The 25,355-nt window shown below is 32.5% G+C and carries 28 protein-coding genes; 22 read left to right on the forward strand and 6 right to left on the reverse strand.

What is annotated here, in order from left to right; translation table 11 throughout:
• Positions 1-161 precede the first annotated feature (161 nt).
• The 5 genes from KPL55_RS03095 (at position 162) to KPL55_RS03110 (ending at position 3,555) form a co-directional block, all read left to right on the forward strand.
• Positions 162-1,361 carry a M23 family metallopeptidase gene (locus KPL55_RS03095; RefSeq protein ID WP_216305251.1) on the forward strand — a complete coding sequence of 400 codons (1,200 nt, stop codon included), beginning with the start codon at positions 162-164 and terminating at the stop codon, positions 1,359-1,361.
• 60 nt (positions 1,362-1,421) lie between these two features.
• On the forward strand, positions 1,422-1,547 hold the full coding sequence (locus KPL55_RS26260) for a hypothetical protein (protein ID WP_281418797.1): 126 nt from the start codon (positions 1,422-1,424) through the stop codon (positions 1,545-1,547).
• A gap of 239 nt (positions 1,548-1,786) precedes the next feature.
• Positions 1,787-2,449, forward strand: a complete 663-nt coding sequence (locus tag KPL55_RS03100; RefSeq protein ID WP_216305252.1) for a hypothetical protein — start codon at positions 1,787-1,789, stop codon at positions 2,447-2,449.
• A gap of 61 nt (positions 2,450-2,510) precedes the next feature.
• On the forward strand, positions 2,511-3,176 hold the full coding sequence (locus KPL55_RS03105) for a ferredoxin-like domain-containing protein (RefSeq protein WP_216305253.1): 666 nt from the start codon (positions 2,511-2,513) through the stop codon (positions 3,174-3,176).
• Between the two features lie 163 nt (positions 3,177-3,339).
• Positions 3,340-3,555 (forward strand): hypothetical protein, encoded by a 216-nt coding sequence (locus KPL55_RS03110; protein ID WP_216305254.1) that lies wholly within the window; start codon positions 3,340-3,342, stop codon positions 3,553-3,555.
• 417 nt (positions 3,556-3,972) lie between these two features.
• Here KPL55_RS03110 and KPL55_RS03115 read toward each other — a convergent pair whose 3' ends face one another.
• Positions 3,973-4,617 (reverse strand): undecaprenyl diphosphate synthase family protein, encoded by a 645-nt coding sequence (locus KPL55_RS03115; protein WP_216305255.1) that lies wholly within the window; start codon positions 4,615-4,617, stop codon positions 3,973-3,975.
• Positions 4,618-4,875: 258 nt separating this feature from the next.
• Between KPL55_RS03115 and KPL55_RS03120 the strand changes: the two genes are divergently transcribed.
• Positions 4,876-5,439, forward strand: a complete 564-nt coding sequence (locus tag KPL55_RS03120) for a TetR/AcrR family transcriptional regulator (protein ID WP_216305256.1) — start codon at positions 4,876-4,878, stop codon at positions 5,437-5,439.
• Between the two features lie 169 nt (positions 5,440-5,608).
• Complete coding sequence (locus KPL55_RS03125; protein WP_216305257.1) at positions 5,609-8,284, forward strand: YhgE/Pip domain-containing protein; 2,676 nt, start codon at positions 5,609-5,611, stop codon at positions 8,282-8,284.
• Between the two features lie 194 nt (positions 8,285-8,478).
• Here KPL55_RS03125 and KPL55_RS03130 read toward each other — a convergent pair whose 3' ends face one another.
• From KPL55_RS03130 to corA, 4 genes are all read right to left on the reverse strand, one after another.
• Positions 8,479-9,120 (reverse strand): tRNA-uridine aminocarboxypropyltransferase, encoded by a 642-nt coding sequence (locus KPL55_RS03130; protein ID WP_216305258.1) that lies wholly within the window; start codon positions 9,118-9,120, stop codon positions 8,479-8,481.
• 33 nt (positions 9,121-9,153) lie between these two features.
• On the reverse strand, positions 9,154-9,648 hold the full coding sequence (locus KPL55_RS03135) for a TspO/MBR family protein (RefSeq protein ID WP_216305259.1): 495 nt from the start codon (positions 9,646-9,648) through the stop codon (positions 9,154-9,156).
• Between the two features lie 127 nt (positions 9,649-9,775).
• Positions 9,776-10,039 (reverse strand): zinc ribbon domain-containing protein, encoded by a 264-nt coding sequence (locus KPL55_RS03140; RefSeq protein WP_216305260.1) that lies wholly within the window; start codon positions 10,037-10,039, stop codon positions 9,776-9,778.
• Between the two features lie 70 nt (positions 10,040-10,109).
• Positions 10,110-11,063, reverse strand: coding sequence for a magnesium/cobalt transporter CorA (gene corA / locus KPL55_RS03145; RefSeq protein ID WP_216305261.1), 954 nt, complete (start codon positions 11,061-11,063; stop codon positions 10,110-10,112).
• A 349-nt stretch (positions 11,064-11,412) separates the two neighbouring features.
• Here corA and KPL55_RS03150 point away from each other — a divergent pair, with 349 nt between their 5' ends.
• From KPL55_RS03150 to KPL55_RS03215, 14 genes are all read left to right on the forward strand, one after another.
• A complete protein-coding gene (locus KPL55_RS03150) occupies positions 11,413-12,486 on the forward strand; it encodes an NAD(P)H-dependent flavin oxidoreductase (protein WP_216305262.1) in 1,074 nt (357 codons plus the stop codon).
• 130 nt (positions 12,487-12,616) lie between these two features.
• Positions 12,617-13,069, forward strand: coding sequence for a MarR family winged helix-turn-helix transcriptional regulator (locus KPL55_RS03155; RefSeq protein ID WP_216305263.1), 453 nt, complete (start codon positions 12,617-12,619; stop codon positions 13,067-13,069).
• A gap of 57 nt (positions 13,070-13,126) precedes the next feature.
• Positions 13,127-14,110 (forward strand): beta-ketoacyl-ACP synthase III, encoded by a 984-nt coding sequence (locus KPL55_RS03160; RefSeq protein WP_216305264.1) that lies wholly within the window; start codon positions 13,127-13,129, stop codon positions 14,108-14,110.
• A gap of 20 nt (positions 14,111-14,130) precedes the next feature.
• Entirely contained in the window at positions 14,131-14,361 is a 231-nt protein-coding gene (acpP, locus tag KPL55_RS03165; RefSeq protein ID WP_216305265.1) for an acyl carrier protein, read from the forward strand.
• A gap of 174 nt (positions 14,362-14,535) precedes the next feature.
• Positions 14,536-15,468: an enoyl-[acyl-carrier-protein] reductase FabK gene (gene fabK, locus KPL55_RS03170; protein WP_216305266.1), complete on the forward strand. Its 933-nt coding sequence runs from the start codon at positions 14,536-14,538 to the stop codon at positions 15,466-15,468.
• Positions 15,469-15,554: 86 nt separating this feature from the next.
• Positions 15,555-16,490, forward strand: coding sequence for an ACP S-malonyltransferase (gene fabD / locus KPL55_RS03175; RefSeq protein WP_216305267.1), 936 nt, complete (start codon positions 15,555-15,557; stop codon positions 16,488-16,490).
• A 55-nt stretch (positions 16,491-16,545) separates the two neighbouring features.
• On the forward strand, positions 16,546-17,286 hold the full coding sequence (gene fabG, locus KPL55_RS03180) for a 3-oxoacyl-[acyl-carrier-protein] reductase (protein WP_216305268.1): 741 nt from the start codon (positions 16,546-16,548) through the stop codon (positions 17,284-17,286).
• 73 nt (positions 17,287-17,359) lie between these two features.
• Positions 17,360-18,601: a beta-ketoacyl-ACP synthase II gene (gene fabF / locus KPL55_RS03185; protein ID WP_216305269.1), complete on the forward strand. Its 1,242-nt coding sequence runs from the start codon at positions 17,360-17,362 to the stop codon at positions 18,599-18,601.
• 2 nt (positions 18,602-18,603) lie between these two features.
• The gene (accB, locus tag KPL55_RS03190; RefSeq protein ID WP_216305270.1) at positions 18,604-19,107 is read left to right on the forward strand and encodes an acetyl-CoA carboxylase biotin carboxyl carrier protein; all 504 of its coding nucleotides are present in this window, start codon (positions 18,604-18,606) and stop codon (positions 19,105-19,107) included.
• A gap of 69 nt (positions 19,108-19,176) precedes the next feature.
• Entirely contained in the window at positions 19,177-19,623 is a 447-nt protein-coding gene (fabZ, locus tag KPL55_RS03195) for a 3-hydroxyacyl-ACP dehydratase FabZ (protein ID WP_216305271.1), read from the forward strand.
• Between the two features lie 47 nt (positions 19,624-19,670).
• A complete protein-coding gene (locus tag KPL55_RS03200) occupies positions 19,671-21,017 on the forward strand; it encodes an acetyl-CoA carboxylase biotin carboxylase subunit (protein ID WP_216305272.1) in 1,347 nt (448 codons plus the stop codon).
• Positions 21,018-21,132: 115 nt separating this feature from the next.
• Positions 21,133-21,993, forward strand: a complete 861-nt coding sequence (accD, locus tag KPL55_RS03205; protein WP_216305273.1) for an acetyl-CoA carboxylase, carboxyltransferase subunit beta — start codon at positions 21,133-21,135, stop codon at positions 21,991-21,993.
• Between the two features lie 43 nt (positions 21,994-22,036).
• Positions 22,037-22,987 (forward strand): acetyl-CoA carboxylase carboxyltransferase subunit alpha, encoded by a 951-nt coding sequence (locus KPL55_RS03210; protein WP_216305274.1) that lies wholly within the window; start codon positions 22,037-22,039, stop codon positions 22,985-22,987.
• Positions 22,988-23,123: 136 nt separating this feature from the next.
• Positions 23,124-24,005, forward strand: a complete 882-nt coding sequence (locus tag KPL55_RS03215) for a DegV family protein (protein WP_216305275.1) — start codon at positions 23,124-23,126, stop codon at positions 24,003-24,005.
• A gap of 138 nt (positions 24,006-24,143) precedes the next feature.
• Here KPL55_RS03215 and KPL55_RS03220 read toward each other — a convergent pair whose 3' ends face one another.
• Entirely contained in the window at positions 24,144-24,290 is a 147-nt protein-coding gene (locus tag KPL55_RS03220) for a small, acid-soluble spore protein, alpha/beta type (protein ID WP_216305276.1), read from the reverse strand.
• Between the two features lie 230 nt (positions 24,291-24,520).
• Here KPL55_RS03220 and proC point away from each other — a divergent pair, with 230 nt between their 5' ends.
• Positions 24,521-25,330 (forward strand): pyrroline-5-carboxylate reductase, encoded by an 810-nt coding sequence (gene proC, locus KPL55_RS03225; protein WP_216305277.1) that lies wholly within the window; start codon positions 24,521-24,523, stop codon positions 25,328-25,330.
• Positions 25,331-25,355: the final 25 nt, after the last annotated feature.

A 25,355-nucleotide genomic window follows, 5' to 3' on the forward strand; every position in this document is an offset into this window, starting at 1 on the left:
ATTAAAGAGTTAAAATACTTAATGTTTTACTCCATAAAAATTTATTATTCAAACTATAGTATACCATACAGTTAAAGATACGAAGAAAAAAAATACTTCAATAATGTTTATAATTTGGCAAATTAGGGCATATTAAGTAAGTACAATAGGAGGTTTAAGTATTGAATATTTTAAAACGAAACAAAATGAATATATTTGTAGTGCTTATAACAATTATGATTACAGTGACTATTTTGTATTTCAATGTATTTAGGTTTTATGGTTATAAAGTTTCTATAGGAGAAAATACAATAACCTTTGTAAGAAATAAGAGTGAGTTTAATAAGACGTATAAGGAATTACAAAGCGATGTTAAATTAAAATATAGCAATGTAATTGTAGTTAAGGATTTTACACTAAATAAAGTAAAAGTAGACGATGATAGTATGTTTATAAGTGGTAATGAACTAAAGAAAGTAATGCTAAAAAAATTCAACATAGTAGTAGATGCATTTGTTATGAAATCGGATAATAGGAAAATAGCGTGTGTTACAAATGAAAATCAAGGGAGAGAAATCTTGAAGTCAATAAAAGATCACTATAATAAGGCAGCAAAGCTCAATAGTGTTAAATCTGTGGATATAGAAAATAAAATTATTTATGAAAGGATTAAAGTTAGTACTGGAGAATTATATGAAAATTCACAAATTGTAAATGAAGTTATAAAATATAATGATAAATCACAAACACCACTTATAGGTGTTAAAATAGTAGGAAATAAAGATGAAAGTCAGATTATACATCCTACTACAGTTATGAAACCCTCAAGTGAAATAATGAGTGGAGTTAACAAAACGATAAGTAAAGGCATTGATGGATCAAAAATAATTAGCACCCAGATAACTACCATTAACAAGAGTATAATTAATGAAAAGCTTTTAACATCAAAAATTATAAAACAAGTTCAAAATAAAGAAATATACGTGGGAACTAAAAAACCTACACTACTTGTGGAAGCGTCTATAAATAGACCATCAAGAGGTAGTATTAGTTCACCTTTTGGAACAAGGTGGGGTAAGATGCATAAAGGAATAGATATTGCTGCGAATTTTGGTGCAAATATAAGCGCTGCATTAGATGGTACTATTAGTTATGCTGGGTGGGAAAGTGGATACGGTAATGTAATAAAAATTGATCATGGCAAAGGAGTAGAAACCACATATGCACATTGTAGTGTCATCACCGCTCTAAAAGGTGAAGTAGTAAAGAAAGGCACAAAAATAGGTGAAGTAGGAAGTACTGGGAATAGTACAGGACCACATCTACATTTTGAAGTAAGGGAAAATGGTATACCTAAGGATCCTCAAAAATACATTAAGTAAAAAAAATATATGAATAGAATTATATTATAAGTAAAAAATACTTTATGAAGGGGTGATTTAATGCCATATAAAGAAATGAAAATGCCTGCAAAAGAAAAAAATAATAAACCTAGCAAACCAGAGACTATAGAAGCTTCTGATATGAAGAAAGCAAAACGTAAATCTGCTACAAGAACACAGGAATAATTGAATTAGTTTAATGTATATTAATAAAGAGAGCTTTAATGCTCTTTTTATTTTTTTAAAATAATTAATTAGTGATAATATTTTTATGGTAACGCACGTTACCGTAAGTTCAGGTCAAATATAGTATTATTAACTTATTGGTACACAAGTTATAAATTTAAAAAAATATATATTAAAATAATAAATATAGTAAATAAGAAATTTACTCAAGCAGTAAATATAAATTAGGAGGAATAGTAATGAGCGCATTTTTAGCACCAATACACACATGGTTATTTAGTAAAATTTTATTGGCAGAGGATTTAGAAACAAACTTAAAAGAAGTTTATATAGGTAAATATGGAGATGTGGCAATAGATATCGTTCAAAAATCATTAGCTTACGGAAATCCAATAGACACTACAAGAAATATAGAGGATGTAATTGATGTATCTAATATTCATGGATGGTTACAGGATAAAATCGGTAAAGTAGAAACTAGGACTGCATTTATAATAACAGAGATGAGTAAAAAGTACGGTAAAGAGGCAGAAGTTATCGCGCGAGATTGTTTTGAAAAGCAAGGCGAGGCTATGGGGGGAACTTTAAAAGCCAAAGGAACACCAGAGAAGCCAGAAGAAATATTTAATGCTATTAGTAATTATCTATTGGAGGGAATGCCTTGCGATAGAGTAACAAGACCTATAAAATCAGAAAATGATATATTCGAATGGGAAACTACAAGTTGTATCCATAAAAGTTATTGGAAAGAAGTAAATGGAGATGTAGATATATTTTATGATCTAAGACATGCATGGACTAGAGCATTTATTGAAAAGGCTAATGAGAAATATACTTATAATTTCATTAAAGGATTAGATCATAGTGGTATAATAGGCTTAAATCAAATTATAAGTAAATAAAACTAACAAGGGATATTATGACTAATGGGTGATTAGTCCTTGTGGGATAGGAGAAAATGTAATGGAACCTAAACATGCGGTACTTCAAAAGGTACGAAATGGAAAAAGGACTTATGGTGTAACACCTCATATTCCAGGGGGATTTATAACCTCAAAGCAGCTTATTAAAATAGCAGAGGTAGCACAAAAATATAAAGGAATACTAAAGATGACCTCGGGGCAGAGAATTGCAATACTTGGACTTGATGCAGATGATGTTTCTAAGGTATGGGAAGAACTTGGTATGGAGCCGGCGGTTAAATCGCTTAACTCAGTAAAGAATGTTCATATGTGCCCAGCTGCGTTTTGTAAAAGAGCTAAACAAAATTCTTTGCAAATTGGAATGATTTTAGACAAGAGGTATCATGGTATGCAGATGCCTTGTAGAACTAAAATTGGAGTAGCAGGATGCAAAAATGCATGTACTAGTGTTTACTCTAGGGATCTAGGAGTAATAGGTCATATAGATGGATACATGATAGTGGCAGGTGGTAGTGGAGGATTTACTCCTAGGGTAGCAGATATTATTGCGGACAATCTAACCCAGGACCAGGTATTTACTCTAGTTGATAATTTAATGGAGTATTACAAGGCTAATGGAAACATGGGTGAAAAATTAGGTGATTTTATTTTACGTATAGGACTTGTAAAATTTAAGACAGATATACTACTTACTTGTAATATTTAATTATAATATTTATGTTGAAAACGCTTATTTAGCGTTTTTTTTATTTTATGAATAAAAAACATCTCTTTTCAGCAAAATTATATTGCAGTGAAAATTATTTTAGGCTAAACACTCGTATATTTTTTTGAATGATAGGCATTATACTTTAAAGGAGAGATGGAGTTTGAAAACGATAAAGGGTAGAGAATTGGGAAACGATGAATATGAAAAACTTAAAAATGGATTAGATAGGTATGTTAAAATCGAGGGTGTGGACAGTAAACTTGTAAATATACCTACAATAGTCACAGGAATTAATGATGATGGAACCATAAGGCAAGAAGAAATTCAATCTTATGCAAGTGAGGTAACTCAGGAGAATAAAAGGGTTATAGATTAATAGCTAAGGGATTTACTAGGCATATAACTAAAGCGAGCTTTCTGTTTATATGCCTCATTCCAGTAATAATGGTCAAAAATTTATCATTATTATTTTGGTGTGAATTTACCACATGATATACCAGATGATTGTTTTACTAGTATGGAGGGTGAATTCAAAGACTTAAAACCATAAACTTTACACCCTTTAGGAAAAGATGAATCCCAAGTAATATAGTAATATATGCATTTAGTACAGTTTATTTTTTGGTTAACCATAAATAACTCCTTTAAGAAAATAAAATATATCACTTATAAAAATATAGAGCCGATTATTAAGCGTTATGTAAATATTATTAGTTTAATAGTATCATAAGCTATTACATAAAAAAATAGATATAAGTTTTAAAACATATATCTACTTAAAAGAAATATATAATTAACCACCAAGGGTTACATCTTGTTCATTATACCAACTTAAAGCGTTTGATAGATGCTCAGGCTTAAAATCCGGCCAATACTCATCTATAACATAAAAGTCAGAATATATGGATTGTAAAGGTAAAAACCCACTAAGGCGCCTTCTTCCACCCCAACGTATAATTAGATCTACTCTAGAAATGTCATTAGTCTTTATACAATCAAATATATTGCTTCTTTTGCTACTCTTATTCTGATCTAAATTACTTAAATCCCATTCCCATCCATAGTTTACGAGGAAATTTAGCTTTATACCGCCCTTGCCAAAAGTTTTTCGTGTTGTGAAAGGAAGTAGTTCCTTTGGAAACATAGGTGAATTAGTATTTCCAACCACTAATAGCTCAGCATCTTGTGTACTTAAGAGCTTTACTGCATCAACGCAAGCTTTTACAAAAGCTACCCTTTGAAGTAATGGTCTCTTTGTATTGTCAGTAGTAAAACCATAATAGGTTATTTCTTTTACACCAACATCTTTGCAAAGCTTATACAAAGATAGACCAGGATCTAGTCCAAAAGTATACCCCTTGTCTTTTGATAAGCCTTTATCTACAGACCATCTTCTATTTCCATCGGGGATTACTCCGATATGATTTGGTATTCTCATATTATCACCCTTTAGTTTTAAATTTTTACAACTTATAAACCATAGTATATCCACTATTGCTACATTAATCCATTATATTATGAAATTGTTAATCATTTATTTTATAAATTTTTCTTGATAATTTGTTAATTAGGGTACTTTAGTTGATTTTTAAATTAATTGTAAATTTTAATAATTTAGAAAAATGCTTATAATATATAGTATAATACTATTAAAATAGAACAACTGATAAAATTTTTAACAAGTTGAGGTGTGCTAATGAATAAAACAAAAAGAGCGATATTTGAGTCAGCGATTAAAATTTTTTCAACAAATGGTTATGATGGAGCTACTATGGATGAAATTTCGATAAGTGCAGGGGTGGCTAAAGGTACAGTATATTATTACTTCAAAAGTAAGGATGAGGTTTTTAAATATATAATTACTGAAGGAGTAAGTTTGCTGAGGGAGCAATTGGAAAGTATTAATGTAGGAGCTGGCGATTACAATTTTAAATTAAGGGAATTAAGTAGGGATCAGTTAAAACTGGTATTTGAAAATAGAGATTTATTTAAGGTTATAATGAGTCAAGTATGGGGAGGGAAAATAAGACATTTTGAACTCAGAGAAATGCTAAAGCTTTATATGGAGGATATTGAAAAGTTTTTAATTAAGGCTATGGATGATGGAATTATAAAAAAATGTGAGTCTTCTTTTTTAACATATTCATATTTTGGGACATTAGTGTCAACGGCGGTTTATAATGTTGTAAAAAACGATAGTATGAAATTAGACGAAATTACAGATAACTTTATGGAGCACCTTTTAAATGGAATAAAATAAAAACAGTAAGATAATTCTACAAGTTAGAATCTCTTGCTGTTTTTTTTATTTGAAAAAAATTATTGACTTTATAATAAATTAATGTAGAATAAATATATACTGACTAGTCAGTCGAATTTATTTTATTAATTTTTACATTAAATAATTACGTAAAGGACAAGGTGAAAATATGAATTTTTTAAAGGTAGCGCAGAGAGATATTTTAAGTATATTAAAAAATAGATTTATAAGAGTATCAGTAATAGCAATTATTATAGTTCCACTTTTGTACAGTTTACTTTATCTTGCTGCATTTTGGGATCCATATGCAAGGATTAAGGATATGCCTGTTGCAGTTGTAAACCAAGATGTAGGAAGTACAAAAGACGGAGCAAAGGTTAACTATGGGAAAGATCTAGTAAATAACCTTAAAAGTAAGCAAGCGGTAGGTTGGAAATTCGTTACTAAAAAACAAGCTGAAGATGGAGTTAAGAAGAAGGATTACTACGCTATGTTTGTAATTCCTGAAAATTTTTCGGAGAATGCTTTAAGCGCTACTGTAGGTAAGCCAAAGCAAGCTAAAATATTATATAGTGCAAATGAGAAGAGAAATTTTTTAGCTGCGCAAATTAATGGTAAGGTCTTAGATCAGATTAAATCAGAATTAACAAAAAGCATGTCTAAAGAATATACAACAGCAGTATTTGATAGTTTATATGTAATTAAAGACGGTATGAAAAAAGCAACAGATGGAAGTAAGCAGCTTGCTGATGGCTTAATTACAGCAAAAGATGGTACGGGTCAGTTACAAGTTGGAACAAAGCAGCTTAACAATAAAGTTCCGGAGTTATCAGATGGTGTAGAGAAGTTACTAGCTGGTTCTACTACGTTAACTAGTAAATTAGGGTCTCTTAAAGCTCAAATGCCGAATATGGCAAGTGGTGTAGGTAAGCTGTATAGTGGCTCAGATCAGTTAAATAAGGGGTTATTAGAGCTTAATAAACAAGTACCAACTATGGCAACTGGGGTACAGAAACTTAATGGTGGAGCAAATCAGCTGAATAATGGATTAGTGTCACTTAATAAACAAATACCAACTATGGCAGAAGGGGTACAAAAGCTTAATGATGTTTACAAAAATCAAATGGTACCTTCAACTGGTCAACTTAAAGATGGAGCGTCAAAGCTTGCTCTAGGGCTTGGAGCAACTAAAGAGGGTTCAAGTAAGTTAGGCGAAGCAGCAACTGGTCTAAAGCAGGGTTCAGGGAAGCTTAGTGTTGGATATGATCAAATGAAAGGTGGAATAGGTAATCTTAAAGATGCAAGTGCGAGTGTTGCTGGGGGTGTAGATGTATTATTAAAAAATAACAAAACATCTCAAACAGATTTGCAGCAAGCAGTAGAGAAGCAGCTCGGAGCATATTTAGATGCTAATCCAGATGCGAAAAATGATGCAAATATGCAAGGGTTTTTAGCTACAATTAATTCGTTAAATAAGGTTGCTACAGATAAAAATAATATAGCGATGATGGATGAACTTCAAGCTGGTGCACATGGAGTAGCAGAAGGAGCCAAGCAATTAGAAGTGGGATCATTAGGCTTTGTAAATGGTTCAAAAGAATTTGCACAAGGTGCAGAGCAGTATTCAAAAGGAGCCGAGGGTTTTGCAGAAAAAACGGGCAGCGCAGCGGGCGTCGCAACTCAAATTAGTGGAGGCTTAGATAAGCTATATACTGCTATGAATGGTGAATTTGGAAATGGACTTTCGCAAATTAGTAGTAAAATGCCTTCTTTAGAGCAGGGCGTTGCGAAGCTCGCTACAGGTTCGGGAGCATTATCCGATGGTTTAGTATCACTTAACAATAAAATACCTGTGTTATCTGGAGGCACAGCTAAGCTTGCGGTAGGTTCAGGAGCTTTATCAGAAGGTATTTCAGGGCTTAATCAAAAAATGCCATCTCTAGTAGAGGGAACCTCAAAATTAAATGATGGATCGGCTCAATTATCGCTTGGAATAAGCACTTTAAATGGTAAATTACCTGAGTTAAAAAATGGTGTAAATAAGTTATATATTGGTGCTAATAAACTAGACAATGGTATTTTAAAACTAGCAGATGGGTCTAAAGAACTTAACGAAAAGACTAAAGCGGGCTACGAAGATCTTAGTGGTAGCCTTAAGAATGACAGTAAAACTATGGCGGATACATTTTCGGAGCCTGTAGTAATAGATCAAGAACCGATAAATCCTGTTAAAACTTATGGTGAAGGGTTTACTCCGTATTTCATTCCTCTATCGTTATGGGTAGGAGCTTTAATGATGTTCTTTGTAATTACGGATAAGGTAGATGAAGATATTATAGCAAGTCCAGCTTCTGTAGTAGCGGGGAAGTTCTTATCATATGGAGCTATAGGATTTATGCAAGCGGTGCTTGCAAGTGGAGCAGTAATGCTGCTAGGTCTTAGACCGAGTAATGTAGTGTTATATTTCTTATTTAATATTCTATTATCATTTGTATTTATAGCAATTATTCAATGTTTGGTATTTTTGCTTGGGCAAGTGGGAAGATTATTGTCTATTATATTGTTAATTCTTCAACTAACTTCTTGTGCGGGTACATTCCCAATAGAAATTGTACCTAAATTGTTTAAGGTTTTAAATCCATTTATGCCATTTACTTATGCTGTATCTGGATTAAGAGAAGTAATAGCAGGTGCTGATTATGGTGTTCTTGCAAAAGATGTGACAGTGCTTGCAATAATACTATTTGTGTTCTTAATTACATCTATATTAATGAAGGGACATGCAGATAAGGCACAAAAATTTATTCAAGAGAGAAAAGAACAAGCATCGAGTACTACAACATAATACAAGTAAAGGATAATTAATAAAACACATGTCAATTTGTGATAATTGACATGTGTTTTATTAAATTAATGACTTTCAATATGAGATTAATAACCTTAATATGAATAATAAAAGGCACGTTGGAAAACTTCAGGAAATTTTCAGCAGCCAATGCAGTAATTTCACTTTTTATGCCATTCTTTTGGATGGCATTTTTAATTTTTATTGGAAATTTCATGACCGCTTGCCCCTGCCTTATAGCTTTTTAAAAATAGATTATAAAACTCATTTACTACCTGAGAATTATCAATTTCATGATTTATTTTTAATACTTCTATAGCTACTTCTATTGTGCACAGATTACCATCTTTTGCACCTCTTCTTAAATCATAATTAGACTTAAAAGTTGGCTCTAATGAAATAATTGGTAGCGTTTCTAGATAGGGACTTCTTCTAATTATTTTTCGTGCTTCCTTCCATGTACCGTCTATGATAATAAATACAGGGATTTTAGCTGAACTTTTATATTCTACTTTTCGGCTAATTGTTTCAGAATTATCTGCAGGGAAAAGTAGAAATACATCATATATTTCATTGTTTAGATTTGATACTAATTTTTCAGGGATTTTTGTTCTTTCCCAAAGAAAAATCTCCGTTGAATATGGATTAATTATCTTCAATAACCTTGCAGTATTAGAAGGTCTATAAAACTCTTTTTCTGTAGAGAGAATCCAAATATTTGCATCAGTTTTTATTTTAGGAGCCCTAGCACAAATGCAATTTATAATTGGCAAGCCACACATATTACAACTATCATATAGGCTTGTTATTTGTTTTATTTTATAATTTGAGTTCATGGTGCCTCCTCTTAATCTTTTGAATTTAGAAATTTAATTCATCATCCATATAGCATAATTCAAAACTCCGGCAAAAGATACCCAAGCGATATATGGAATCATAAGGTATGCGGAAATTTTATCTATTCTATAAAACTCAAAAGTAGTCAATAGAATGTATACTAACAATAGAAGTAACTCTAGGAAAGCTATTGCATATAACCTAAATCTGAAAAATATAATTGGCCAAAGAAAATTTAAAAACAGTTGAGTGCAATATAAAACTAATGCCTTTTGTACATCGGCGCCGGCTTTACCCTTCATCCAAATTCTATAAGACGCTACAGCCATTAAAAAGAATAAAATTGTCCAGACTACAGGGAAAACCCAAGCGGGGGGGGAGAAAAAGGGTTTGTTAAAACTTTCATATGAGCTTTGCGCAGAACTGCTCAAAAATCCACTTAAAATACCTACACTTTGTGCTAATAAAATGCTAATAGCAAGAGCAGGGATATTTTTTTTACCTTCTACTTTAAAAATATTAAACATATTTAGCTCCCTTTTAATAATTATTCTTAATTAGTTTATTATAAATATATATTTATTAAGAAGTTAGTTTATACCTAAGAGAACTTATAATAATTTATTTATAAATTAATTATTATACATATTAAATTTATTTATTCCATCTTTTTAATTTATGTGTATTTCGTGATAAGAACTTTGCTACAAATCTAGGTATCTTCATTTCTAATATTTTTTTGGTTACTAGTTCTTTCATTTCAATTACAGTAATATCTGGCATCGTAAATTCACCGTTTTTATAACAAAAACTGCAATACATTTTACTTAAAGTTCCATCAGTTTCGGACCCGGAATTTTTATCATCCTTATTTAATGGCATTCCACAACTTTGACATGTACTATATTTATTATTCATAGTTAGTTATTCCCTCCTTAATATATAGTCAAATTTAAGTATAGTATATTTATTGTTGTTATGAACCTACCTACACATCAAACCAACCCTTATGTTTGAACCATAAAAACATCTCTATTGCTATAAAAGCCATAATTAATAAAACTACAAAATAACCATACTTTGAGCTAAGCTCAGGCATGTTTTGGAAGTTCATACCATAAACACCAGCTATAAATGTTAGTGGTATAAATATACTTGTGATAACAGTTAACACCATCATATTTTTATTCATGCGAGTTGAGTTTATTGATAAATAATTATCGCGTATATCAGATGTCATCTCTCGATTAGAATCAACCATGTCTGAAAGTTTAATTAAGTGATCGTGAATATCAGAAAAATATAATTTATGTTCATGAAATCCTATAAGTCGTTCAGAGTTTAATATTCTATATAATAAATCACGCATAGAATTTACTATTCTCCTGAGTTTTAATAAATCACTTCTTGCCTTGAAAATTTCATCCATTAAAATATGAGTTGGTTTCTTATTTACATTAGTTTCAATTTTAGTTAGATTATTTTCAATTTCGCTAATAGCTGGAAAGAAGTAGTCAACTATTTTATCTAGTATTTGATGAGCAATATAAGAAGGTCCCTTCTCCCAATTTTTTTTATTATCTCTTGCTCGCTCCCACGCTTCATCTAATGCATCTAATTGTTTATTATGATAAGATACTATGTAGTTCTTGCCAACAAAGAGAGACACTTCTACTGGATCTAAAGCGTTTTTAGCTAAAGCGTTGAGGACAAAGAAATTATAGCTACCATAATAATCTAATTTAGGGCTATTTAGTGAAAAAACACAATCCTCAATGGCCAAATTATGAAAATGAAAATGTGAGTCCAATAAAGATATTTCCTCATGATTAGGGTTAACAAAATCCATCCAATACCACATAATATTTCCTTTTGATAATTCGTTTAGCGGTAAATCATAGATTGCCTTTAAATCTTTTGTAATAGCTATAGTTCTAATCAAATAAATTCATTCCTTCCATGGACTTTCTATGTTTAAAAACTATTTAATATTTAACTAATATATTATATTTTTTATAATGTAAGATACACTAAAGTAACAAAGCATACTATTTTCATTATAATACAATGATTGTTATTGGCAAACTAAATATTAGATGGATATGAAGTAAAATAAGTAAATAATTTTCAAAACTTAGTAAATACTAAAATGTATGTAAATATATAACTCTACTATAGAATAGATTGCGAGAAATAATTGTAAGATTATTATGTCTTGACATAAAATATAAAAATATATATACTTTGACTATCAAACTAGTTGAAAATTAAAGTAAAGGGAGAGGATAATTATGAAGTTACCTCCTTTAAAAATTGGAGAATTAACAGCAAGTATTCCTATAATTCAAGGCGGCATGGGAGTAGGTGTGTCTCTTTCAGGCCTTTCATCAGCGGTTGCAAATGAGGGTGGAATAGGGATAATATCAACTGCTCAAATTGGTTATAATGAAAAAGACTTTGGAACCAATGCAAAAGAAGCAAATAAAAGAGCATTAAGAAATGAAATTAGACGCGCTAGAGAATTAAGTCCTAAGGGCATAATTGGAATAAATATTATGGTAGCTATGAATAATTATGAGGAAATAGTAACAACTGCTCTAGAAGAAGGAATAGATTTAATAATATCTGGTGCAGGACTTCCACTTAATTTGCCTAAAATAGCTAAAGGGTTTAAAACAAAGCTTGCACCTATAGTGTCATCAGCAAAAGCAACTACAGTTATATCAAAAATGTGGGATAGAAAAAATAATTGTGCCGCAGATCTAATTGTTGTTGAAGGGCCTGAAGCCGGTGGACATCTTGGCTTCGCTATGGAAGCATTGGTAGAAAAGAAAACACAAGACCTAAAGCAAATAGTTAAAGAAGTTATTGAAGCAATTAAACCTTTTGAAGAAAAGTATAATAAAAAAATACCTGTAGTAGCTGCTGGAGGAGTTTATACTGGGGCGGATATAGCAGAACTTATAAAACTTGGTGCAGCAGGGGTACAAATGGCTACTAGATTTGTAGCGACTAATGAATGTGATGCAAGTTTAGAATTCAAGATGGCTTATATCAATTCGAAAGAAGAAGATATAAAGATAGTAAAAAGCCCGGTAGGTATGCCAGGAAGGGCTATTAACAATAATTTCATGAAAATCGTATCAGATGAAGGATGCAAAGTAAGTAAGTGCTATTTATGTATAAAGGATTGTAATCCTAAGACAACACCTTATTGTATTACAGAAGCGCTAATACAAGCAGTAAAAGGTAACTTAGATAAAGGGCTTATATTTGTGGGTAGTAATGCATATAAAGTAGATAAAATTGTTTCAGTTAAAGAGCTTATGAATGAACTTGTGGAAGAAGCTGAATGTAATTTATAGGGTTGTAGCGAGTGTAAATACACTTTAAAGTTTCAATAAAATGGTAAAAATATTGACAAATAACTATTCCATAGATATACTTTGAGTATCAAAGTATATGAAAATCAGTGTATAGGAAATGGTGATAAATATGAGCAGATCTATTGGAGTTGTTAATGAACTTTTAGTAGAGACCTTTAGCGACATATTACAAATAGAGCAGAGGGCCCTTAAAGAAGGGATACTTAAAGACCTATCTGTAACGGAAATACATACTATTTATGAAATAGGAATGTATGAGTATAGTACTATGTCACAAATAGCTCAAGGGCTTAAAATCACAGTAGGAACTCTTACAACTGCTATTAACAAACTCTTAAAAAAAGGATACGTGGATAGAAAAAGAGGCGAAGAAGATAGAAGATCAGTAATGATTGCGCTTACAAGAAGAGGAAAGCTTGCCTATAGAATACATGACACATTTCATTCTCACATGGTGCATGCAACTATAGATGGTCTAAACGCGCAAGAAGAAGAAGTGCTGATAAGGTCTCTAGAAAAATTAAATGAATTTTTTAAAGAAAAATACAGGATAGAAGGTTAATCTGAAGTTTAAATCTGAAGATTAATTAGAAGGTTAATAAAACGGGGGAATTATGCAATGAATGAAGTACAAATAATTGGTACAGGAAGTTATGCTCCTCTAAACATAATGACTAATCAACAATTAGCAGAAATTGTAGATACGTCAGATGAATGGATAGTTTCAATGACAGGCATCAAGGAAAGACATATATCACAAGGTGAAAACACCTCAGATTTAGCAACAAAAGCTGCGCTTTCCGCACTAAAAGATGCAGGAATTAAACCCGAAGACATAGATTTGATAATCCTTGCAAGTACATCACCTGATCAATTTGTTCCATCTACTGCATGCATAGTTCAAGGGAATATCGGAGCAGTTAATGCTATGGCCTTTGATATATCAGCAGCATGTACAGGTTTTATATTTGCACTTAACATAGCAATGCAGTTTCTTAGAACAGGTAAGAGTAAAAAGGCATTAATAATTGGTGCCGAGGTATTATCAAAGATTGTTGATTGGACTGATAGAAACACTTGTGTGCTCTTTGGTGATGGTGCTGGAGCAACGGTACTTGAGGCGGGCATAAAAAAAGGGATTATTTCTATAAATTCAGCGTCAGAAGGCCAAAAGGGTGGAGCATTAACTTGTCCAACTGTAGACGTTAAAAATACTTTTACAAAAGGAAATGAAAATTTTAAAGCCACAATAAGTATGGATGGCAAAGAGATTTTTAAATTTGCAGTAAAAACTATCGCAAGTAGTATAAGTCAAATTTTAGACGAAAATGATTGCACACTTGATGATATTAAGTATGTTGTTTGCCATCAGGCAAATTTCAGAATAATAGAATTTGTTGTTAGAAAATTGAAGGCTGATAAAGATAAATTTTTTGTGAATCTAGATAGATATGGTAATACATCAGCAGCAAGTATTGCTATAGCACTAGATGAAATGAACAAAAATAATTTACTTACAGCTGGAGATAAGATTATACTTGTAGGCTTTGGTGGTGGATTAACCTACGGAGCTTCATTAATAGAATGGACAATGAATAAATAAAATTTTAGGAGGAATTATTAATGGTATTTGAAAAAGTTAGAAGTGTAATAGTTGAACAATTAGGAATAGATGAGGCAGAGGTTAAAATGGAGGCAAAATTTGCAGATGATTTAGGAGTAGATTCTCTTGAAATATTTGAAATAGTAATGTCGCTTGAAGAAGCATTTGAAATAGAAATTCCGAATGAAGATATAGAAAACATCAAGGATGTAAAAGGAATAGTTCAATATATAGAAGAAAAATTAAAATAATAGTAATCAATGGGTTAGATAATTAGAGAGCTGAACTGCTAAGCATATAAATAGTTAGTTTTCAGTACATTAAAAAGTATATATTACATCGATAGTAGTCCACGTAATATATACTTTTTTTTCATAATTATCTGACTCTAACTATATATTTTGAAGGAATAAAGGAGGGGCAATATGTTTAATTCCGTTTTTTTTAAAGATTTAGGTGTGAAATACCCAATAATACAAGGTGGAATGGCTTGGGTTGCAGACAGTAGCTTAGCATCTGCAGTTTCTAATGCAGGGGGATTAGGTATTATAGCAGCAGCAAATGCACCAACTGAATATATAAGAGATGAAATTAGAAAAGCAAAGAAGTTAACTGATAAACCTTTTGGCGTTAATATAATGCTTTTAAGTGATAATGCAGAAGAAATTGCACATCTTGTATGTGAAGAAGGTGTTAAAGTTGTTACTACAGGGGCAGGAAATCCAGGTAAATATATGGAGCTTTGGAAGTCGCACGGAATTAAAGTAATACCAGTTGTGGCATCAGTTGCCTTAGCTAAACGTATGGAAAGAGCAGGAGCAGATGCAGTAATTGCTGAAGGTTGTGAATCGGGAGGACATATTGGTGAACTTACGACTATGTCACTAGTACCTCAGGTTGTTGATGGAGTTACTATACCAGTAATTGCAGCTGGTGGAATAGGCGATGGACGTGGCGTTGCTGCAGCATTTATGCTTGGCGTGCAGGGAGTTCAAGTAGGAACTAGATTTTTAGTAGCAAATGAATGCACAATACATGAGAATTACAAAAAGAAGATATTATCTGCAAAAGATATAGATTCGGTAGTTACAGGAAGATCAACAGGTCACCCAATTAGGGTTTTGAAAAATAAATTATCAAGACAATTTCAGAAACTTGAAAAAGAAAACGCTACAGTGGAGGCATTAGAAGAACTTGGACGCGGATGTCTACCAAAAGCTGTAAAAGAGGGCGATATTGAAATGGGATCTATTATGGCAGGCCAAATAGCAGGTCTTGTAAAGAAAGAACAAAGTTGCAAAGAAATTATAGAAGAAATGTTTACGCAAGCCGAAGACGCAATTATAAAATTTAAATAAAAATATTTTTATTATTTGACATAGATAAGAGAATTAACAGAAACTAAGGTGAACAGCACTGAAAGTGATGATTAAGGAGGGAAATTATGAGTAAAATTGCTTTTATTTTTCCCGGTCAGGGAGCTCAATACATCGGAATGGGCAAAGAATTATTTGAGAATATAGATGTTTGCAAAAATATATTTAATATAGCAGATGAAGAACTTAATTTTGAATTAAGTAAACTTTGTTTTGAGGGTACAGATTCAGAATTAAATATCACAGAGAATACTCAACCAGCTATCCTCACAACTTCCATAGCGGCTCTTATGGCATTAAAAGAACATGGCATTGAATGTGATGTAACTGCAGGACTTAGTCTTGGAGAGTACTCAGCACTTGTCTGTAGTGGAGCTATGGAGTTTAAAGATGCGGTGAAGCTTGTTAAGAAACGAGGAAGATTTATGCAGGAGGCAGTGCCTGTAGGAATAGGAACTATGGCTGCTATAATAGGACTTGAAGCTAATCTAGTCGAAGAAGCTTGTATTGAGGCTGAAACTACTGGTATAGTTGAAATAGCTAATTTAAACTGTCCAGGACAAATAGTAATTGCCGGGGAAATAGCTGCGGTAGAACTTGCTTGTGAGCATGCTAAAGAAAAAGGTGCAAAAAGAGCGATAATGTTATCTGTAAGTGCACCATTCCATTGTTCTATGCTAAAACCAGCAGCCGAGAAGTTGGAGATTGAACTTGAAAATATAGTTCTTAGAGATATGACTATTCCGGTAATGACAAATGTAAATGGTGATTGTGTAAAAAGTACAAATGATATTAAAGGTAATTTAAAACTTCAAGTTATGAGTTCTGTTTTATGGGAAACGATTATAAAAAATATGATAAAAGATGGTGTTGATACATTCGTAGAGATAGGACCAGGTAAGGTGCTTTGCGGATTTGTTAAGAAAATAGATAGAAAACTTACGGTAATTAATATAGAGGATATGGCATCTTTAGCTAAAGCAGTAGAAATTCTTAAGAAGTAGTTACACTAATTAAGAAACAGGAAACTATGAAAGATGTAAAGAGGAGCGTAAATTTATGTTAAAAGGGAAAACAGCAGTAGTTACAGGGGCTAGCCGTGGAATTGGTAGGGCTATAGCTATAAAGTTTGCAAAACTTGGAGCAAATGTAGTTGTTAACTATAGAAAAAGCGAAGATGCGGTGAAGGATGTTGTTAAAGAAATAGAGGCATTAGGTGTTAAGGCACTAGCAGTTCAAGCTGATATAAGTAGTTATAGTGACGTTGAAAGTATGATGAAAAAATGTATTGTTGAATTTGGAAGCTTAGATATTCTAGTTAACAACGCTGGAATAACTAAAGATGGTCTTATAATGAGAATGAAGGAAGAAGATTTTGATAACGTTATAGATGTTAATCTTAAGGGTGCTTTCAATTGTACTAGGCATGTATCATCTATAATGCTTAAGCAAAGAAGTGGAAGAATAATAAATATATCTTCAGTGACTGGTGTTACAGGAAATGCAGGTCAAGTAAATTACTCATCTGCAAAAGCTGGAATAATAGGTATGACAAAGTCTGTTGCTAGAGAGTTTGCAAGCCGCGGAGTTACTTGTAATGCAGTAGCGCCAGGGTATATTCAAACAGATATGACTGACGCTGTGCCTGAGAAGGCAAAGGAAGCTATGATGAGTTCAATTCCATTAAAGAGACTTGGAACTCCAGAAGATGTAGCAAATGTAGTAGCATTTTTAGCCTCTGAGGAAGCTTCATACATAACAGGTCAAGTTATAAATGTTGATGGTGGAATGGTAATGTAACTTTAATAGTAGTTGGTTAATAGTAAATGGTTTTCCAGCAATTTAAGGTGATAATTAAAGGAGGATTTACTTTATGAAAAATAGAGTTGTTATAACAGGTATGGGAGCAGTTACTCCTATAGGAAATGATGTAATCAATTTTTGGGATAATATAAAAAAAGGCACTTGTGGTGTCGATGTAATTAAGTCATTTGATATTACCAATTTTAAATGCAAACTAGCTGCAGAGGTTAAGGATTTTGATGTGACGGTTGCGCTAGACAAAAGAGAAGCAAGAAAAATGGATAAATATTCTCAATATGCAATAGTTGCTGCTGACGAGGCCATTAAAAATTCTGGACTTGACTTAGAAGCTGAAGATAGTGAGAGAATAGCAGTAATCGTTGGTTCAGGAATAGGTGGTATTGGTACTATTGAGAAAGAAAATGCTAAGCTTATTGAAAGGGGTCCAAGTAAAGTAACACCTTACTTAATACCTATGATAATAGGTAATATGGCAGCTGGAAACATTGCGATAAAGTACGGCGCTAAAGGTATGTGTTCAAGCGTAGTTACTGCTTGTGCTACAGGCACTAATGCAATAGGAGATGCTTTTCATATGATTCAAGATGGGAGAGCCGACATAATAATAGCAGGGGGAGCAGAAGCATCAATAACACCACTGGCTATGGCAGGATTTATATCGCTAACAGCTTTAAGTAAAAGCGAAGATCCTTTAAGAGCATCAATCCCTTTTGATAAGGAGAGAGATGGTTTTATTATGGGAGACGGTGCAGGTATAGTTATACTTGAATCTTTGGAGCATGCACAGAAGAGAAATGCAAAGATATATGCAGAGGTTAGTGGTTATGGAACAACTTGTGATGCATACCATATAACTTCACCATCACCAACTGGAGAAGGCGCTGCAAGATCAATGGTAATGGCACTTAAGGATGCAAGTATAAAGGCAGAAGAAGTATCATACATAAATGCACATGGAACAAGTACTCCATATAATGATAAATTTGAAACCGCAGCTATAAAAGTTGCTTTTGGAGAATATGCATATAAACTTCCAATAAGTTCAACGAAATCTATGACAGGGCATTTGCTAGGAGCTTCAGGAGCTATAGAAGCGATAGTATGTGTAAAAGCATTAGAAGAAGCTTTTGTACCAGCAACTATAGGATATAAGGTTCCGGATGAAGAGTGTGATTTAGATTACGTTCCAAACATAGGAAGATCACAGGAGCTAAAATATGCTATGTCTAATTCGTTAGGTTTTGGCGGTCATAATGCTACTATAATATTAAAAAAATGGGATGGTAAATAATTATGGATTATAAGAATATACAAGAATTAATAAAAACTGTTAGTGAGTCTTCTCTTACTTCTTTCGAAATTGAGAACGAAGGTATTAGAATAAAGATGGAGAAAATAGAGCAACAGGTAATAGTTGAAAGAACTCCTGTGGTATCAGTAAAGCAGGAACCACAAACTAGAGAAAATATAGCAACAAATGAAGTTTATGTAGAAAAGTTAGAAAATAATATAGCTAGAACTATAGAGAATGCTGCGAAGATTATACCTGAGGAAAACTATTTCGTAGTTAAATCACCTATTGTAGGAACTATGTATTCAGCTCCGAGTTCAGAACTTAAGAATTTTGTTAAAGTTGGCTCAAAGGTTAAAATAGGAGATACACTTTGTATTTTAGAAGCTATGAAGCTTATGAATGAAATCGAAAGTGAAGTAGATGGAGAAATTGCAGAAGTATTAGTTTCTAATGAAGATATGGTAGAGTACGGACAGCCATTATTTAAAATAATTGAAAACTAGTAGAGCTAGGGTAGCCTAAGAGCGCCTTATATCCACTAATTTAATTACGTAAAAATTGGAGGTAATAACATGGAAGATATAAAAAAGACTACTTTAGATATAAAACAAATTCAAGAAATTATTCCTCATAGATATCCATTTTTATTTGTTGATAAGGTAGAGGAGTTAGAGCCAGGGAAAAGGGCTGTAGGTTATAAGAATATTACTATGAATGAGTATTTTTTTCAAGGTCATTTCCCAGAGGAGCCTATACTTCCAGGAGTAATAATTATTGAGGCTTTAGCACAGGTTGGAGCAGTGGCACTACTAAGTCTGGAAAGCTATAAAGGTAAAATAGCCTATTTCGGAGGTATTAATAAAGCAAAATTCAGAAAGAAAGTTGTTCCTGGAGATGTACTTAAACTTGAGGTTGAGATAATAAAGATGAAGGGTCCAGTTGGGATAGGTTTAGGAATAGCAACAGTAAATGGAGTTAAAGTGGCACAAGCTGAAATTACATTTGCAGTAGGAATATAAATACTAAAAACACTTCAATAATATTAAGTGTGGGGAAGGTAAACAATATGTTTAAGAAGATATTAATTGCTAATAGAGGCGAGATAGCGGTAAGAATAATCAGAGCGTGTAATGAAATGGGTATTCTTACTGTAGCAGTATATTCTGAGATAGATAAAGATGCTCTTCATACCCAAATGGCAGATGAAGCTATTTGTATAGGGCCTGCTAAATCAAAGGATAGTTATTTAAATATGCAGAACATTTTAAGTGCAACAGTGCTTACAGGTGCAGAGGCAATTCATCCTGGGTTTGGTTTTCTATCTGAGAATAGTAAGTTTGCACAGATGTGTGAGGAATGTAATATAAAATATATAGGTCCGGATTCAGAAAACATTGATAATATGGGAAATAAGCTAAAGGCAAGAGAAATCATGATAAATGCTGGAGTACCAGTAGTTCCTGGTTCTGGCGGGGAAATTATTGATGAGGCGCAGGCTCTACTCGAAGCTGAAAAAATAGGATACCCTGTAATGATAAAAGCCTCAGCAGGAGGTGGCGGACGTGGAATTAGAGTGGTAAGCACTGTTGAAGATCTCGCGGCTGCTTATAATACTGCTAAGGCAGAGGCTAAAACATCTTTTGGTGATGACACAATGTATATGGAAAAATTTATTGAGGAACCAAGGCATATAGAGTTTCAAATACTTGCAGATGAACATGGAAATGTTATTCATCTTGGCGAGAGAGACTGTTCTATTCAAAGACGTAATCAGAAGGTAATAGAAGAGGCACCAGGAGTCGTAATGACTAAGGAACTTAGAGAACAGATGGGTGAGGTCGCAGTTAAGGCGGCTAAATCAATTAATTATAAAAATGCTGGAACTATAGAGTTTTTATTAGATAAACATGGTAAATACTATTTTATGGAAATGAATACTCGTATACAGGTGGAACATGGAATAACTGAAATGGTAACTGGAGTGGATTTAGTTAAAGCTCAAATAAAAATTGCTTCAGGACAAAAACTTTCTTATAAACAGGAGGATATTAAAATTCAGGGACACGCTATTGAATGTAGGATAAATGCAGAAAATCCAAACAAAAATTTCATGCCTTGCCCTGGAGAAATAAAATCACTTCATATTCCCGGTGGATATGGAATAAGAATAGATAGTGCTGCATATCAGGGGTACAAAATTCCACCTACTTATGATTCTATGATAGCAAAACTAATTGTGCATGGTAAGGATCGTGATGAAGCTCTATGTAAAATGAGAAGTGCATTAGGTGAATTCATAATAGAAGGCATAGATACTAATATTGATTTTCAATTTAAAATTGTGAATAATGAAAAATTTATCAAAGGGAACTTTGATACTAGCTTTATTAGTAAAGAATTTAAAAATATTTAAAAGTATCTAAATGCATGCTGGAGTTTATTACTCAAAAGTTTTATAATATGAGTATGAGGATCTACTTTTAATGTTAAAATGTAGTTTAGGTATGTATTTAGAAAGGGGTAACTATATGTTTGAGTTTAATCGTATATTTAAAAAGAATAAATATATTGAGGTTAAAAAGTTAGGTAATGATGATGGTGATAAAAAGCCTAATATCCCCTCTGGAATGTGGGTTAAATGTAAAACCTGTGGTGAAATCCTTTATAAGAAGGATTTAGAAATAAGTATAATGACATGTGGGAATTGTAGAACCCATTTTAGAATTGGATCCAGAGAAAGAATAGAATACACTATAGATAAGGGGACTTTCGTAGAACATGATGAGTTTATGATCTCAGAAAACCCTATAGATTTTGAAGGGTATAAGGATAAGTTACAAGGTATCCGTGGCAAAACTTTATTGAATGAAGCTGTAATAACTGGAGAAGGTAAGATAAATGGTTTAGATACTCTAATTGCAGTCATGGACAGCAATTTTATGATGGGAAGTATGGGGTGCGTAGTTGGTGAAAAACTTACGAGGGTCATTGAAAGAGCAACGGAAGATAGAAAACCAATTATTATATTTACAGCCTCAGGTGGTGCTAGGATGCAAGAGGGTATATTTTCTCTTATGCAAATGGCAAAAACTAGTGCTGCGATTGCAAGGCATAATGATAAAGGGTGCCTTTATATAACTGTTCTTACAGATCCAACTACGGGTGGTGTAACTGCAAGTTTTGCAATGCTTGGGGATATAATACTCGCAGAGCCTAATGCATTAATAGGGTTTGCAGGAAAAAGAGTTATAGAGCAAACATTAAAACAGCAATTACCTGAAGGGTTTCAGAGGGCTGAATTTTTGCTTGAAAAAGGGTTTATAGATGAAGTAGTAGATAGAAAAGATATGAAAGATACATTAACGAAGATATTAAAAATTCATTTATAACATCAAGAGAAAGACACAAGGAACAAATAGGGAGTGAAATTTTATGGTAACTTTACCTTTTGAAAAAAACATGTATGAGTTAAAAAGTAAAATAGACGAACTAAAGAATTTGGCGACAGATCAGAATATGGATTTAGTAAAAGAGATAAGACAGATGGAAATTAAGCTCTACAATATGCAAAAGGAAGCCTATAAAAATTTAACTGCCTGGGATAAAGTAAGCATTGCAAGGCTTGTGGAAAGGCCGACTGCTCTTGATTATATCAATCGAATTTTTGATGGCTTTATGGAATTTCATGGTGATAGGTATTATGGAGATGATGCTGCTATTGTAGGTGGAATAGCAGAGTTTAATGGTATTCCTGTTACGGTTATAGCTCAGCAAAAGGGAAATAATACAAAGGAAAACATAAAGCGGAACTTCGGTATGCCAAATCCTGAAGGATATAGAAAAACTTTAAGACTTATGAAACAGGCAGAAAAATTTAATAGACCTGTTATTTGTTTTGTAGATACACCAGGAGCTTATTGTGGCCTAGGTGCAGAAGAAAGAGGTCAGGGTGAGGCAATTGCTAGAAATCTTATGTATATGTCAACATTAAAAACACCAATAATCTCAATAGTTATAGGAGAAGGTGGAAGTGGTGGAGCGTTAGCCATGGCGATAGCTGATGAGGTTTGGATGCTAGAGCATGCTATTTATTCCATTTTATCACCAGAGGGTTTTGCTAGTATTTTATATAAAGATGCAAGTCGTGCTAAAGAAGCGGCTAATAAAATGAAAATAACTGCTCAGGATTTAATTAATTTTGGGATAATAGATAGAATTATAAAAGAACCCCTTGGTGGTGCACATACCAATGTAGATGAGATGGCAGCTTGTATTAAACGTAATTTAGAAGAGGCAATAAATAGATTAAAACGTGAGACTATAGAGTCCTTACTCACTAAGAGATATTATAAATTCAGAAAAATTGGTAAGGTAGGAGAATAGACAATAAATTTCATTTTAGGGTTATTAAGAGAAGTATATATACTTTTCTTTTTTTTTCTATTGAACTGTTCATATAAATCATACATAATAGGAGATAAGAATAATATTTATGATAATGGTGAAGGGGATTTAAGTTATGAGCGAAACACATAGTGAGATAATTCTAGTAATAGATTCAGGATGCGATTTACCTTTAGAATGTATTAAGCAAGATAACATAGTGCCATTAGGTTTAGTTTGTAATTTTAAAGGTGAATCAATAGAAGATGACTTTGGTATAAAGTTTACACGCAAGGAATTCTTTAATGCTTTAAGGCAAGGTGAAATGCCTACTACATCACAAATAAATAGTCAAAGATACGTAGATGTTTTTAGAAAATATGTTATGGAAAAAAAGCCTATAATATATATTGCAATGTCTTCCGCATTAACTGGCACTATAAATAGTGCAAACATAGCAAGAGAAATGGTACTTGAAGAGTTTCCATCTGCAGACATAAGTATAGTTGATAGTAAATGTGCAAGCCTCGGACAAGGACTTTTAGTTTATTATGCTTATGAAATGTTGAAAAAAGGAAGTTCTAAAGAAGAGATAATTACATGGATTGAGGAAAATAAACTTAAGATTAATCATTGGTTTACAGTTAGTGATCTAAATCATCTAAAAAGAGGTGGAAGAATATCAAGTTCTGCTGCAGCCGTCGGTATTCTCCTAAATATAAAACCGGTTTTATTTGTGGATAATGAAGGGCGACTTACACCTTTTTCTAAATGCAGGGGCAGAAAAAAAGCAATTAGCACCTTAGCCCAAAAGTTTAAGGAAAAAACAGATCCGAATAAAGAGCAAGTTATAGCAATAAGTCATGGAGATTGTATTGATGATGCATTAGCTTTAGAGGCTTTAGTTAGAGAAAATGGAAATGTTAAAGACGTTATTTTAAATTATGTTGGGACAGCAATTGGGTCACATACAGGACCAGATATGGTAGGACTGTTTTTTATAGCAAATGAAAGATAAGAGCTTAAATATATTAATGGCAATAAAATCGCAATAATAATTTTAAATTATAAATTAATAGATATTTATTTTAAATAAAGTAAAAGGAAGATGTTTAGCGATATTAGCTATAACATCTTCCTTTTTCATTATTTAAAATTATTCTGTTTCTTTTCCTAATTTTTTAGATTCTTTAGAAACACCTATTTCATTAGCAGTTTCCATTTTCATTTTATCTAATTCTTTTTTAGTTTTTTGACTAGCTTTTTTATTGTCTTTGCTATTTTTATTGTTTTTATGTGACATAATAATAGCCCTCCTTAATTAAAATTTAAGCAATCATAAATTACTTGCGGTATAATATTAAACTTCTAAATATTATTATAACCAGATATCTAATTTGTATGCTGTAAAAAGAGCATTTATGGAATATTAGTATAATCTTACTAGAATGTAGATTTGTTACTTATGCCAATATACATTTTAATGATATAATTAATATTATTAACTGAACTAAAATAGGAGGTAACAATAAGATGAATAAAACAATAGGATTTATAGGTTGCGGTAATATGGCACAGGCGATGATAAGTGGAATAGTAAAATCAAAGTTAGTCTCTGGTGAAAAGGTAATAGCAAGTAATCCATCAGACAAAAATTTGCTTAAGATGAAAAAATCGAATAATATTTTAATAACTAATGATAACGAGGAAGTTGCAAAATTTTCTGACATAGTAATACTAGCTGTAAAGCCTTACAAATATTTTGAAGTTATTGATGAAATAAAGCCGTATTTAAAAAAGGATGTAATTATAGTTACTATAGCTGCAGGGATAACACTTGAGCATATGAGTGAAAAGCTAGGAGATGATGCTAAGGTTATAAGAACTATGCCAAACACTCCAGCGCTTGTTGGAGAGGGTATGAGTGCGCTTTGCGCTAACGTGAATATAACTAAAGAAGAATTGCAAGATGTAGTAAATATATTTGAAAGCTTCGGAAAGATAGAAATATTAGAGGAAAAGCTTATCGATGTAGTTCCGGCTGTTAGTGGATCATCTCCGGCTTATGTCTATATGTTTATTGAAGCATTAGGTGATGGAGCAGTGCTTCAAGGAATGCCAAGAGACAAGGCTTATAAGATGGCAGCCCAAGCTGTACTAGGAGCAGCTAAAATGGTACTTGAGACTGGAGAACACCCAGGAAAGCTTAAAGACAATGTGTGCTCACCAGGGGGAACGACTATAGAGGCAGTATATACTTTAGAAAAAAACAATTTTAGGGGCTCAATAATTTCAGCTATGGAGAGTTGTACGGAAAAGGCAATCAAAATGGGTAAAAAATAATAGAGTTTATACTTTGTTTATAATT

Source organism: Clostridium lacusfryxellense, assembly GCF_018861735.1.
Classification (GTDB): Bacteria; Bacillota; Clostridia; order Clostridiales; family Clostridiaceae; genus Clostridium_AD; species Clostridium_AD lacusfryxellense.